Source organism: Pollutimonas rozaliensis (assembly GCF_048751585.1).
Lineage (GTDB): Bacteria > Pseudomonadota > Gammaproteobacteria > Burkholderiales > Burkholderiaceae_B.
This window is the reverse complement of the sequence record NZ_JAZHOB010000001.1, coordinates 424,348-437,183: the sequence shown is the minus strand read 5'-3', so window position 1 is coordinate 437,183 and position 12,836 is coordinate 424,348. Positions and strand designations below refer to the sequence as shown.

Annotated in this window: 10 protein-coding genes; 7 read left to right on the top strand and 3 right to left on the bottom strand. The window is 63.2% G+C overall.

The features are described 5' to 3' along the window. Window positions 1–75: 75 nt before the first annotated feature. The 5 genes from V0R37_RS02010 (at window position 76) to V0R37_RS01990 (ending at window position 6,074) form a co-directional block, all read left to right on the top strand. Complete coding sequence (locus V0R37_RS02010; protein ID WP_420372895.1) at window positions 76–972, top strand: helix-turn-helix transcriptional regulator; 897 nt, start codon at window positions 76–78, stop codon at window positions 970–972. 173 nt (window positions 973–1,145) lie between these two features. Continuing rightward, window positions 1,146–2,804, top strand: coding sequence for a 2,3-epoxybenzoyl-CoA dihydrolase (gene boxC / locus V0R37_RS02005; protein WP_420372894.1), 1,659 nt, complete (start codon window positions 1,146–1,148; stop codon window positions 2,802–2,804). A gap of 43 nt (window positions 2,805–2,847) precedes the next feature. Beyond that, a complete protein-coding gene (boxB, locus tag V0R37_RS02000) occupies window positions 2,848–4,275 on the top strand; it encodes a benzoyl-CoA 2,3-epoxidase subunit BoxB (protein WP_420372893.1) in 1,428 nt (475 codons plus the stop codon). Between the two features lies 1 nt (window position 4,276). After that, window positions 4,277–5,545 (top strand): benzoyl-CoA 2,3-epoxidase subunit BoxA, encoded by a 1,269-nt coding sequence (boxA, locus tag V0R37_RS01995; RefSeq protein WP_420372892.1) that lies wholly within the window; start codon window positions 4,277–4,279, stop codon window positions 5,543–5,545. Between the two features lie 82 nt (window positions 5,546–5,627). Continuing rightward, window positions 5,628–6,074, top strand: coding sequence for a MaoC family dehydratase (locus V0R37_RS01990; RefSeq protein WP_420372891.1), 447 nt, complete (start codon window positions 5,628–5,630; stop codon window positions 6,072–6,074). 76 nt (window positions 6,075–6,150) lie between these two features. Here the strand turns inward: V0R37_RS01990 and V0R37_RS01985 are convergent, their stop codons facing one another. After that, the gene (locus tag V0R37_RS01985) at window positions 6,151–7,344 is read right to left on the bottom strand and encodes an acyl-CoA dehydrogenase (protein ID WP_420372890.1); all 1,194 of its coding nucleotides are present in this window, start codon (window positions 7,342–7,344) and stop codon (window positions 6,151–6,153) included. A 77-nt stretch (window positions 7,345–7,421) separates the two neighbouring features. Then, complete coding sequence (locus tag V0R37_RS01980; protein WP_420372889.1) at window positions 7,422–9,119, bottom strand: thiamine pyrophosphate-binding protein; 1,698 nt, start codon at window positions 9,117–9,119, stop codon at window positions 7,422–7,424. 141 nt (window positions 9,120–9,260) lie between these two features. Here V0R37_RS01980 and V0R37_RS01975 point away from each other — a divergent pair, with 141 nt between their 5' ends. Continuing rightward, window positions 9,261–10,151: a LysR substrate-binding domain-containing protein gene (locus V0R37_RS01975; protein WP_420372888.1), complete on the top strand. Its 891-nt coding sequence runs from the start codon at window positions 9,261–9,263 to the stop codon at window positions 10,149–10,151. 12 nt (window positions 10,152–10,163) lie between these two features. Beyond that, the gene (gene ggt / locus V0R37_RS01970) at window positions 10,164–11,987 is read left to right on the top strand and encodes a gamma-glutamyltransferase (RefSeq protein ID WP_420372887.1); all 1,824 of its coding nucleotides are present in this window, start codon (window positions 10,164–10,166) and stop codon (window positions 11,985–11,987) included. On the opposite strand, the gene purU is transcribed toward ggt, so the two are convergent. Next, the gene (gene purU / locus V0R37_RS01965) at window positions 11,984–12,832 is read right to left on the bottom strand and encodes a formyltetrahydrofolate deformylase (protein ID WP_420372886.1); all 849 of its coding nucleotides are present in this window, start codon (window positions 12,830–12,832) and stop codon (window positions 11,984–11,986) included. The genes ggt and purU overlap by 4 nt on opposite strands. Window positions 12,833–12,836 lie beyond the last annotated feature (4 nt).

The following is a 12,836-nucleotide window of genomic DNA, read 5'->3' as shown; positions in this document are numbered from 1 at the left end:
GCACTATAATGCATGTTCATCGATAGCTTAGGGTTTTTCTGGGTGAAAAAGAAACTACTAGACCGGAAAGCAGCCGTGGCCCTGCTTGATTCCAGCAGCGGCACGGACCCCTATCTGAGCTCCCTGGGCGAACGGGTCCGGCGCATGCGGGCCATGCGCGGCATGACGCGCAAAGAGCTGGCGCGGGCGGCCGGGGTTTCCGAACGCCACCTGGCGAACCTGGAGCTGGGCGTCGGCAACGTGTCCGTCCTGGTGCTGAGGCAGATTGCCCACGCCTTCAATTGCGCGATGGCCGAACTTGTCGGCGACGTCACCACGGCCAGCCCCGAATGGCTGCTGATCCGCGAAGTGCTTGACAAGCGGTCCGAGCAGGAATTGCAAAAGGCGCGTGAAGCGCTGATTCAGCTTTTTGACGATCCCGTTTCCTCCGGGCGCCGCAACCGCATGCGGCAGATTGCCCTGGTCGGCCTGCGCGGCGCCGGAAAATCCACATTGGGCCGCATGCTGGCCGCCGATATCGGCTACCCCTTTGTCGAGCTCAGCGCCGAGATCGAACGCGTGGCGGGTTGCGGCATTCTTGAAATCCACAGCTTGTACGGACCGACGGCTTATCGCCGCTACGAGCGGCGCGCTCTGGAAGAGACTTTGCAGCTCTACCCGGAAATGGTCCTCGCCACGCCGGGCGGCCTGGTGTCGGAGCCGGCCGCCCTGAACCTGATGCTGTCGCATTGCTATACGGTCTGGGTCAAGGCCAGCCCCGAAGAGCATATGGAACGCGTCATGGCGCAGGGCGATTTCCGGCCCATGGCCGGCAATAACGAAGCCATGGCCGACCTGAAGCGCATCCTGGCCGGCCGCGAAGCCTTTTATTCCAAGGCCGACTGGGTGTGTTCGACCAGCCATGTCACGTTGGAGCAGTGCTTTGAAGGCTTGCGCGCGCACATCCGCGAGGCGGCCGGCCTGGAGGCTTGATAGGCGGGCGGAACGCTGCTGGGCAAAGGCCTCTTGCGGCCGGGCGAGGCGGTTTGGATTAGAAGTGCATTTTCATGCATGTTTTGTTGACACTGAATTTTATCTGCAATATTATGCATGCAAGGCCTTACGGCAGGCATTATCTTTCAGTTTCCAAAATCAGGAACCCTCTCATGACTGAAGCCAGCACTCAAGTGGATTTCCGCACCGACCCTTCCCAGTACAGGCATTGGGTTCTTACCTTCGATGGCGCCGTTGCGACGCTGGCCATGGATGTGGCGGAAGACGGCGGCATCCGGCCCGGCTACAAGCTCAAGCTGAACTCCTACGACCTGGGCGTCGACATCGAATTGCACGATGCCCTGCAACGCATACGCTTCGAGCATCCCGAGGTCCGCACAGTGGTGGTCACCAGCCTGAAAGACCGCATTTTCTGTTCGGGCGCGAACATCTTCATGCTGGGCTTGTCCACGCATGCGTGGAAGGTCAACTTTTGCAAGTTCACCAATGAAACCCGCAACGGCATGGAGGACTCCAGCCGGTTCAGCGGCCTGAAGTTCGTGGCTGCCTTGAATGGCGCCTGCGCGGGCGGCGGCTACGAGCTGGCCCTGGCCTGCGACGAAATCCTGCTGATCGACGACCGGTCTTCGTCGGTATCCTTGCCGGAAGTGCCGCTGCTGGGCGTGCTGCCGGGCACCGGCGGCCTGACCCGCGTGACCGACAAGCGCAAAGTGCGCCATGACCATGCCGATATTTTCTGCACACTGGTCGAAGGCGTGCGCGGCCAGCGCGCAAAGGATTGGCGCCTGGTCGATCAGGTGATCAAGCCGGGGCAGTTCCAGGAAGAGGTCGCGCGGCGGGCCGCCGAACTGGCCGCGCAAAGCGACCGCCCGGCGGATGCGCAAGGCATCCGCCTGACGCCTTTGCAGCGGCTGCATGCCGACAGCGGCATCGAATACAAATATGTGCAGGTGCAGATAGACCGCGAAAAGCGCCTTGCCACCTGGACCGTGCGGGCGCCCGAAACGGCCGGGCCCCAGGATGCCGTCGGCATCATGGCCCAGGGCGATGCGTGGTGGCCCTTGCAGCTCGCGCGCGAGCTGGACGACGCCATCTTGCACATGCGCAGCAATGAACTGGATATCGGCACCTGGGTATTCAAGACCCGCGGGGATCCCGCCCTGGTTATGGACATCGACCAAGTTCTGCAGCGCCATGCCCATCACTGGCTGGTCCGCGAAACGCTGGGCATGCTGCGCCGCACGCTGGCCAGGCTGGATGTCAGTTCGCGCTCGATGTTCGCCTTGATCGATGAAGGCTCCTGCTTTGTGGGCACCCTGTTCGAACTGGCGCTGGCCTGCGACCGTTCCTACATGCTGGACGATCCCGATGCCGAACAGCCGGCCCGGATTGCCGTTGACGAATTGAATCTTGGCCACTATCCCATGGTCAACGGACAAAGCAGGCTGAATCGGCGTTTCTATGAAGAATCCGGGCCCATCGATGCCGTTCGCGCCGCCATGGGCGAAATGATTTCCGCGGACCAGGCCGAAGCCCTGGGCCTGGTCACGTTCTCGCCCGACAGCATAGACTGGGACGATGAAATCCGCATTGCGCTCGAAGAGCGCAGGGCGCTTTCACCCGATGCGCTGACCGGGCTGGAAGCCAACCTGCGCTTCGGCGGCCGGGAAACCATGGAAACCCGCATATTCGGACGCTTGACGGCATGGCAGAACTGGATCTTCAACCGTCCCAACGCCGCTGGCGAGAAAGGGGCGCTAAAGCTGTACGGCAAGGGCGAACAGGCCAGTTTCGACTGGAATCGCGTCTAGCCCCGCTGATCATAACGACCGGAATATCCCTAGGAGAGCAGACATGTCGGGCATCAATTACTCGGAAAAAATACCCAATAACGTCAATCTGTCGGGCGACCGCGCCTTGCAGCGCGCATTGGAGCACTGGCAGCCCAACTACCTTCAATGGTGGCGGGAGATGGGCCCCGAGGCCACCCAGAATTTCGACGTCTACCTGCGCACGGCTGTCAGCGTGCAGCCGGACGGCTGGGCTCACTTCGATCATGTAAAGATGCCGGACTATCGCTGGGGCATCTTCCTGGCGCCGCAGGATGGCAATCGCAAAATACACTTTGGCGAAAACATCGGCCGCGACGTATGGCAGGACGCGCCCGGCGAGCATCGGGCCAATCTGCGCCGCATCATCGTGACGCAGGGCGACACCGAGCCCGCCTCGGTCGAACAGCAGCGCCATCTGGGCCTGACCGCGCCGTCGCAGTATGACTTGCGCAACCTATTCCAGGTCAACGTCGAAGAAGGGCGCCACCTGTGGGCCATGGTCTATCTGCTGCACCGCTATTTCGGCCGCGACGGCCGCGAAGAAGCCGATGCCCTGCTGCAGCGCAATTCCGGCGACGAGGACAGCCCGCGCATCCTGGGCGCCTTCAACGAAAAAACGCCCGACTGGCTGGCGTTCTACATGTTCACGTATTTCACCGACCGCGACGGCAAGTTCCAGTTGTGCGCCCTGGCCGAATCCAGTTTCGATCCCCTGGCGCGCACCACCAAGTTCATGCTTACCGAAGAGGCCCATCACATGTTCGTGGGCGAATCCGGGGTGTCGCGCGTTTTGCAACGCACCGCCGAGGTCATGAACGAATTGAAGACCGAGGACCCGGCCGCATTGCGCGCCGCGGGCGTCATCGACCTGCCGACCATACAGCGTTACCTGAACTTCCATTACAGCGTGACCATAGACCTGTTCGGCGCCGACCAGTCCTCCAATGCCGCCATCTTTTATAGCTCCGGCCTGAAGGGCCGGTACGAAGAGGGCAAGCGCACGGACGACCACGTCCTGAAGAACGATACCTATCGCGTGCTGGAAGTGGTCAATGGGCAACTGCGCGAGACGGAAGTGCCCATGCTCAATGCCTTGAACGAAGTGCTGCGCGACGATTTCATCAAGGACTCCATGGCGGGCGTGGGGCGCTGGAACAAGGTGCTGGAAAAGAACGGCATTGCCTTCCGCCTGCAGGTGCCGCACAAGGCCTTCAATCGCCGCATAGGCACATTGGCCGGCATCCGCGTCTCGCCGGAAGGAACCGTGCTGAGCGAGGAACAATGGAAAATGCACGAGCATGAATGGCTGCCCACGCCCGAAGACCGCGAGTTCGTCGCATCGCTGATGGGGCGCGTGGTCGAACCGGGCAAGTTCGCCAATTGGATCGCTCCTCCCGTCATCGGCGTGAACCGCCAGCCCATCAATTTCGAGTACATCCGCTTCAACTGACATGAGCGCGCCCATACCGTCCAGGGTGCTGAACCAGCACCTGATCGACCCCGAAATCTGCATACGGTGCAACACCTGCGAGGAAACCTGTCCCATCGATGCGATCACGCACGACGGAAACAACTACGTGGTCGATCCCGGTATCTGCAATCACTGCATGGCCTGCGTGCCGCCTTGTCCCACGGGTGCGATCGACAATTGGCTGAAGGTGTTGTCCGACCAGGCCTATTCCATGGAGGAGCAGTTCGGCTGGGACGTCCTGCCGGCGGCGCGGGACATTCCCGAAGACGGCCCCGAAGGCGAAACGGCGGCCGGCGTCGCGGACGAAAACGCTCCGGCGGGCCCGCCGGATGAATTGTCGGCGCTGGAAGGCAGTCCCTCCACCGCTGCGGGCGCCGCCATACCGCCCTGGTCCGCGGCCCACCCCTACGTCAATATGTACACCCACAAGAACCCCATCGTGGCGACGGTGGTGGGAAATTACCGGGTGACGGGGGACGATACCGAAAGCGACATCCGGCACATCGTCCTGGACTTCGGCACAGCATCCTTTCCCGTGCTGGAGGGCCAGTCCATCGCCATTTTCCCGCCGGGTACAGATAGCGCGGGGCGTCCTCATCATGCCCGGCAGTACTCCATTGCCAGCCCCCGCGACGGCGAACGCCCACGCTACAACAATCTGTCGCTGACCGTGAAGCGGGTTACCGCGGATTACGATGGCAAGGCCGCGGCGGGCGTGTGTTCCAACTATCTGTGCGATCTCAAGAAGAACGATACGGTGAAGGTCATAGGGCCTTTCGGCAACACCTTCCTGATGCCCAACCACCCAGACGCCAACATCATCATGATCTGCACGGGTACGGGATCGGCGCCCATGCGGGCCATGACCGAGCGCTGTCGGCGCATGCTCAAGGAAACGGCATTCACGGGCAGGCTCATGCTGTTCTTCGGTGCGCGGACCGAGCGCGAACTGCCTTATTTCGGACCGCTAATGAATCTGCCCAAGGACTTCATCGATATCAACCTGGCGCTGTCGCGCGAGCAGGGACGGCCCAAGCGCTATGTCCAGGACCTTATCCGCGAACGGGCCGCCGATGTGCTGGCGCTGCTGGACAGCGAAAATACCTGTATCTATGTCTGCGGCCTGAAAGGCATGGAAGACGGCGTGTTGCAGGCGCTTGAATCGGTGGCGTCGGATGCGGGCCGCTCGTGGCCGGACCTGCATGCGCAATTGAAATCGCAAGGCAGGCTGCACTTCGAGACCTACTGAGGGCAAGGGCGGGGCAAACCCCATATTGCCTTTAGGGTTAAACTGCCTCGCTTACCAGTCAGGGAAATGCTCAGGTTTTGCCATGAAATTTAGCGAGTTCAAAGTTGGGATGGTCATCAAGCACGGGCCGGTCGTCGTCGAACAGGATCAGATGCTGGATTTTGCCAAATCGTACGACCCTCAGTGGTTTCACGTCGATGTGGAGCGTGCGAAAGAAGGGCGCTGGGGCGGCCTGATCGCAAGCGGCTGGCTGACTTGTAGCCTGGCCATGCGCATGGCGGTGGATGCGGCCTTGCACGACTCCGAGTCGTTCGGATCGCCAGGCCTGGAGCGGCTGCGCTGGCTGTTGCCGGTGCGCCCGGGCGACGCGATAAGGCTGGAAGCCACGGTCGACTCCGTGCGCACCTCATCCACGCGCGACGACCTGGGCATCATGCGCTGGTCGTGGCGGATATTCAACCAGCGCGACGAGCAGGTGCTCGAGGTCGAGGCAACCAGCCTGTTCGACCTGGGATCGCCGGCCGCATAGCCTTTCGGACAAAAACAAGGGCCGCCTTTTGGGCGGCCCTTGTTGCATAAGCGCTGTTCAAGACGGCGTCGGGTATTTAGAAAAACGCCTGCAAGCCGGTCTGGGCGCGGCCCAGGATCAAGGCATGGACGTCGTGGGTGCCCTCGTAGGTGTTCACGACTTCCAGGTTGACCAGGTGGCGGGCCACGCCGAATTCGTCCGAGATGCCGTTGCCGCCCAGCATGTCGCGCGCCAGACGGGCGATGTCCAGCGCCTTGCCGCAGGAATTGCGCTTCATGATGGACGTGATTTCCACAGCGGCCGTGCCCTCGTCCTTCATGCGGCCCAGGCGCAGGCAGCCTTGCAGGGCCAGGGTGATCTCGGTCTGCATATCGGCCAGCTTCTTCTGGATAAGCTGGTTGGCGGCCAGGGGGCGGCCGAACTGCTTGCGGTCCAGGGTGTATTGGCGGGCGGTGTGCCAGCAGGCCTCGGCCGCGCCCAGCGCGCCCCAGGCGATGCCGTAGCGTGCGGAGTTCAGGCAGGTAAAGGGGCCGCGTAGGCCGCTGACCTTGGGCAGCATCTGGTCCGCGCCGATCTCGACGTCGTCCATGACGATTTCGCCGGTAATGGACGAGCGCAGGCCGACTTTGCCGTGGATCGCGGGGGCGGACAGGCCCTTCATGCCTTTATCCAGGATGAAGCCGCGGATCTTGCCATCGTCGTCGCCGCCGACCACTTTGGCCCACACGACGAAAACGTCGGCGATGGGCGAGTTGGTGATCCACATCTTGTTGCCGCTGACGCGGTAGCCGTCGCTGGTTTTCACGGCGCGGGTTTCCATCGCGCCCGGATCCGAACCGTGATTGGGCTCGGTCAGGCCGAAGCAGCCTATCCACTGGCCGCTGGCCAGCTTGGGCAGGTATTTGCGTTTCTGCTCTTCGCTGCCGAATTCATTGATGGGCACCATCACCAGCGACGACTGCACGCTCATCATGGAGCGGTAGCCCGAGTCGATGCGTTCGACTTCGCGGGCGATCAGACCGTAGCTGACGTAGTTCAGCCCGGCGCCGCCGTATTCTTCGGGAATGGTGGCGCCCAGCAGGCCCAGTTCGCCCATTTCGGAAAAGATGGCGGGGTCCGTTTTTTCGTGACGGAAGGCTTCAAGTACGCGGGTGGCAAGCTTGTCCTGGGCGTAGGCCTGGGCGGCATCGCGCACCATGCGCTCTTCCTCGGTAAGCTGCGTATCCAGCAAAAGAGGGTCTTGCCAATGAAAAGAGGGGGCTGCCGACATAAGGGGCTCCGATTAAGTAGGTTCTAAGGTTCAGGTATCTTGGTTGTGACGGGCCGGATTCCGGCTCCGCCAGCGCATTACGACTGGGCCGCCAGGGCCTGTTCGCGGATTTTCTGTAAGGTGGTCGAAGGCGAAATGGTTTCGGGATCGATCAGGCAATGCAGTATGGCCGGCTTGCCGCTGGCCAGGGCGCGCTCGAAGGCGGGCGCGAACTGCTCTGTCGTTTCGACCCGTTCTCCGTGGCCGCCGAAGGCCTGTGCGTAGGCGGCGAAGTCGGGGTTCTGCAATGTGGTGGCCGACAGCCGCGCTGGGTAGTGGCGCTCCTGGTGCATGCGTATGGTGCCGTACATGCCGTTATCGATCAGCAGCACGATGATGGGCAACCGGTATTGCACAGCGGTGGCGAACTCCTGGCCGTGCATCATGAAGCAGCCGTCGCCGGCGAAGCACACTACGGTTTTCGAGGGATCGATGCGCTTTGCGCCCACGGCCGCCGGCAGGCCGTAGCCCATGGAGCCCGAAGTGGGCGCCAACTGAGTGCCGTAGCGCTGGAAAGGATGGAAGCGATGCAGCCAGGTGGCGTAGTTGCCCGCGCCGTTGCACATGATGGCGTCGTCGGGCAGGGCGGTGCGCAGGTAGCTCATGACCTGGCCCATCTGCAAGGCGCCGGGATGCGTGATTTTTTGCGGATCGGTCCATGCCAGGTAGCTGGACCGCATGCGGTCCAGTTCGCCCGCCCAGGCCGGCTGGCCGGCGGGCTGAAGGGCGGCGAGGGATTGCGCGAACGATATCGGCGACACATTGATGGCCAGGTCGGCGCGGTAGACGCGGTTCAATTCCAGCGCGTCCGGATGCACATGGACCAGGGTTTGCGCCGGCACGGGGATGTCCAGCAGGGTGTAGCTCTGGCTGGCGATCTCCGACATGCGTCCGCCCACCAGCAGGATCAGGTCGGCGTCCTTGATGTATTGCATGAGCGCGGGGTTGCCTCCCAGGCCCACGTCGCCCACAAAGCAAGGGTGGCTGGTGGAAAACAGCATCTGGCGGCGGAACTGCACGGCCACCGGCAATTGCCGCTGCTCGGCGAAGGCGGCAAACCGGTCCACGGCTTCCTGGTCCCAGCGCGTGCCGCCCAGGATGGCAATGGGCTTGCTGGCCCGCGCCAATTGGGCGGCCAGCGCATCCATCTGTTGCGCGGTGGGCGCGCTTTCAAGGACTTCGTAATGCGGCGCGTCGGCCACTTCGGCATATTCGACCAGCATGTCCTCAGGCAGGGCGATGACCACCGGACCCGGGCGCCCCGAGGTTGCCACATGGAAGGCGCGCGAGATGATTTCCGGTATGCGTTCGACCTGGTCGATTTCGGTGACCCATTTGGCCTGCGTGCCGAACACGGCACGGTAGTCCATTTCCTGGAAAGCCTCGCGCTCGCGCATGCCGCGTTCGATCTGGCCGACGAACAGGATGAGCGGCGTGGAGTCCTGCATGGCGATATGCACGCCCGCCATGGCATTCGAAGCCCCGGGGCCGCGTGTCACCATGCAAATGCCGGGCTGCCCGGTAAGCTTGCCGTGGGCGTCGGCCATCATCGCCGCGCCGCCTTCCTGGCGGCATACGGTGACCTGGATGGAGGCGTCGTGCAGGCCGTCCAGCACGGCCAGGTAGCTTTCTCCGGGAACGCAGAAAACGTGTTTTACGCCTTGCACGGCCAGTTGGTCGACAAGAATGTGTCCGCCCAGGCGAGGGCGCGATATGGGGGATGAGCTTGCTTTCATAAGGTTCGAGAGTAATGTGCGTTGACTGCACAACGCAATTGATAAAATTGCACAATGTCTTGCCTATTATGCAAGACTCCGATCAACATCCGTCGCCGTCGATTCTACCGCCGGCGCGGGCATTGCACTAAGATCAGGCTAATGAGAAACGGCATACCCAATCTGGGAGCGCTCCAAGCTTTCGAGGCCACCGCCCGCCTGGGGTCTTTTTCCAGGGCGGCGGAAGAGCTGTCGCTGACGCATAGCGCGGTCTATCGGCAGGTGACGGGCCTTGAGGAGAGGCTGGGGGTCCAGCTCCTGACGCGTGTGCGTCGGCGAGTCGCCGTGACCGAGGCTGGCGCGGAATACGCCGCGCGCGTGCGCCATCACCTTGAGCAACTGGAAAAAGACACTTTCGGGCTGGTCTCGCGTTCCGGCATGGGCCGCAGCCTGCACGTGGCCGTGCTGCCCACCCTGGCCACCACCTGGCTGGTGCCGCGCTTGCCCGACTTCCAGCGCCTGCACGGCGATATCGCCGTCAGCCTGTCTGTCAGGACACTGCCCTTTCAGTTCAACGATTACCCCTTCGATGCCGCCATCTATCATGCGCCGCAGATCTGGCCGCAGACGGTGGGCATAAAGTTGTTCAACGAGGGAGAACTGCTGCCCGTCTGCATTCCGGAGCTTCTGAAGCCCGGTGCCGATGCCGGCCGCGCCCTGGACGGCCTGACCCATTTGCACATGCTGTCGCGTCCCGACGCCTGGCGCCAGTGGTATCAGGCACAGGGCAGGGAATACCTGCCGTCGATGAACGCCGGCCCGCGCTATGAATTGTTCACCATGACCCTGGCGGCCGTGCGGGCCGGGCTGGGGGTGGCCCTGGTGCCGCGCTTCCTGGTGCAGGACGAGCTGGCCAGGGGCAGCCTGCTGTCCCCCTGTGACGGCGTGCTGGCCGTCAGCGACGCCTATTTCTTCAGTTACCCGGAGTCCAGCGAACGCAGCGAAGCCTTGCTTTCCTTCGAATCGTGGCTGGCCGGGATCACTCAACCATGATGGAGACCGTGCATGATGGCTAAGCCCCTGGTTCGGCCCAAAAACGGATTGGCTGCCATCGGGCATGCGGCCGTGCGCGGCGGCGTGGCCCTGCTGCTGTCCGCCGCCTGCGCTTGGCCGGCCTTCGCGGCCGCCCCCCTCGACGCCGGTCGGGACCGGCCCGCTCAGGCCAAAGAGGACATACAGCCCGAAGCGGGCACCGGCCTGTCGCAGCGCCGGATTGTACGGGCCCGCGACTACATGATCAGCAGCGCCAACCCCTTGGCCAGCCGGGCGGGCGCCCGCATCCTGGATCAAGGCGGAAGCGCGACCGACGCCCTGATCGCGGCGCAGATGGTGCTTAACCTGGTCGAGCCGCAATCTTCGGGGATAGGCGGCGGCGCCTTCATCGTCCGCTACGATGCGAAGCAGGGGGTGGTGCAGTCCTATGACGGCCGCGAAACGGCGCCAGCGGCTGCGCGCAGCGATCGTTTCATGAAGGACGGTAAGGCCATGCCTTTTTGGGAGGCCGTCAATAGCGGCCGCTCTGTGGGAGTGCCTGGAGTCGTGGCGGCTCTTGGGCTGATGCACCAGCAGCACGGCCGGACAAGCTGGGCCAGCCTGTTCCAGCCGGCCATCGATCTGGCCGAGAAAGGCTTCGCGGTTTCGCCGCGCCTGCATGCCTTGCTGCAAGACAATCAGGCTTTGCGGCGGCAAGCCGCGGCGGCCGCCTATTTTTATGATGCGCGGGGCGAGCCATGGCCGGTGGGCCACGTCCTGAAGAATCCCGCGTTCGCGGCCTTGCTGCGCCGCATTGCCCAAGGCGGGCCGCGGGCCTTCTATGAAGGCGAGGTGGCGCGGAACATCGTCGACGCGGTTGCCTCGCACGCCGTGCCGGGCGATCTAAGCCTGGCGGACATGTCTTCCTACCGGGCCAAAGCGCGCGCGCCGCTGTGCGCGCCCTACAAGGCCTATAGCCTGTGCGGCATGCCGCCGCCCAGTTCCGGTCCGTTGGCCGTGATCCAGATGCTGGAAATCCTGTCGCACACCCCTATCGCCGATCTGCCGCCCACTTCGCTCCAGGCGGTCCATTATTTCTCCGAAGCGGGCAAGCTGGCCTTTGCGGATCGCGACATCTACCTGGCCGATCCGGATTTCATCGACGTGCCCGTAAAAGGCCTGCTGGACAAGCGCTACCTGGCCTTGCGGGCCGGGCTGATAAAGCCGGACGCCACCATAGGGCGGGCGCCTGCGGGCGACCCGGTGGGCTTGAAGGCGGTCCGCGGCCAGGACGATTCCCCCGAGCTGCCTTCCACCAGCCATGTGGTCGCGGTGGACCGCGGGGGCAATGTCGTGTCCATGACCAGCTCGATAGAAACGGCGTTTGGCAGCAAGATCCTTGTGGATGGCTTTCTGCTGAACAACCAGTTGACGGACTTCTCGCTGTCTGACGTGGATGCGCAAGGCAAGCCTGTGGCCAACCGGCTGGAGCCCCTGAAGCGGCCGCGCAGTTCGATGGCGCCCATGCTGGTGCTCAAGGATGGCAAGCCTTATATGGCCATCGGCTCGCCGGGCGGCGCGGCCATCATCAACTATGTGGCAAAAACCTTGTTGGGCGTGCTGGACTGGGGCCTGGACATACAGCAGGCGATCGACCTGCCCAATTACGGCAGCCGCAATCGCTTTACCGAGCTGGAAAAAGGCAGGCTGCATGGCTTGGCCGCGCCCCTGAGGGCCATGGGCCACGAAGTGCGCGAGGTCGAGTTTCCCAGCGGACTGCAGGGCATCGTGCTGACGCCCGACGGCCTGGAAGGGGGAGCGGACCCGCGGCGCGAAGGCGTCGCGGCAGGAGGCTAACGGAAGACCACCGTGCGCTGGCCGTTCAACAAGATGCGGTGCTCCACATGCGAGCGCACCGCGCGTGCCAGCACCAGGGATTCCACATCGCTGCCCACCTGGGTCAGGTCGTTGGCGCTCATGGCGTGATCCACCCGCTCGATATCCTGTTCGATGATGGGGCCTTCGTCCAGGTCGGCGGTCACGTAGTGGGCCGTCGCGCCTATGATTTTCACGCCGCGCGTGTGGGCCTGATGGTAGGGGCGGGCGCCCTTGAAGCTGGGCAGAAAGCTATGGTGGATATTGATGGCCTTCCCCGACAGCGCCCTGCACAGCGTATCCGTCAGTATTTGCATGTAGCGTGCCAGCACGACCAGGTCGACGTTCTCCCGCGCCACGATGTTCAGTATCTGCTGCTCCTGGTCGGCGCGCGTATCCGCATTCACCGGCAGGTGGTGGAACGGTATGCCGTAGGCGTGAGCCATCCCGGCGAAGTCCGGATGGTTGGACACGATGCCGGCAATCTCCACCGGCAACTGCCCGCTGTGGGTGCGGAACAGCAGGTCGTTCAGGCAATGGCCCTGGCGGCTGACAAGAATCAGCAGGCGGCTTTTTCGCTGGGCATCGTAAATCTTGGCCTGCATGCCGAACCTGGCCGCCACGGACGAAAAGGAGGCTTCCAGGTCCGGGACGGCGGCCGGCTCGGGCAGCACGAAATGGACGCGCAGAAAAAAGCGCTGGGTTTCCAGGTCGCCGAATTGCTGTGCGTCGATGATGTTGCCATGCAGGTCAAGCAGCCAGCTGGTGACGCTGTGCACGATGCCGGTGCGATCCGGGCAGGAAAGGGTCAGGATGTAGTCGTTCATGTGT

Excerpts from the sequence above, each read along its gene's own strand:
- boxC (WP_420372894.1), top strand. The coding sequence starts at position 1,146 with ATGACTGAAGCCAGCACTCAAGTGGATTTCCGCACCGACCCTTCCCAG.
- boxB (WP_420372893.1), top strand. The coding sequence starts at position 2,848 with ATGTCGGGCATCAATTACTCGGAAAAAATACCCAATAACGTCAATCTG.
- boxA (WP_420372892.1), top strand. The coding sequence starts at position 4,277 with ATGAGCGCGCCCATACCGTCCAGGGTGCTGAACCAGCACCTGATCGAC.
- V0R37_RS01990 (WP_420372891.1), top strand. The coding sequence starts at position 5,628 with ATGAAATTTAGCGAGTTCAAAGTTGGGATGGTCATCAAGCACGGGCCG.
- V0R37_RS01985 (WP_420372890.1), bottom strand. The coding sequence starts at position 7,344 with ATGTCGGCAGCCCCCTCTTTTCATTGGCAAGACCCTCTTTTGCTGGAT.
- V0R37_RS01980 (WP_420372889.1), bottom strand. The coding sequence starts at position 9,119 with ATGAAAGCAAGCTCATCCCCCATATCGCGCCCTCGCCTGGGCGGACAC.
- V0R37_RS01975 (WP_420372888.1), top strand. The coding sequence starts at position 9,261 with ATGAGAAACGGCATACCCAATCTGGGAGCGCTCCAAGCTTTCGAGGCC.
- ggt (WP_420372887.1), top strand. The coding sequence starts at position 10,164 with ATGATGGCTAAGCCCCTGGTTCGGCCCAAAAACGGATTGGCTGCCATC.
- purU (WP_420372886.1), bottom strand. The coding sequence starts at position 12,832 with ATGAACGACTACATCCTGACCCTTTCCTGCCCGGATCGCACCGGCATC.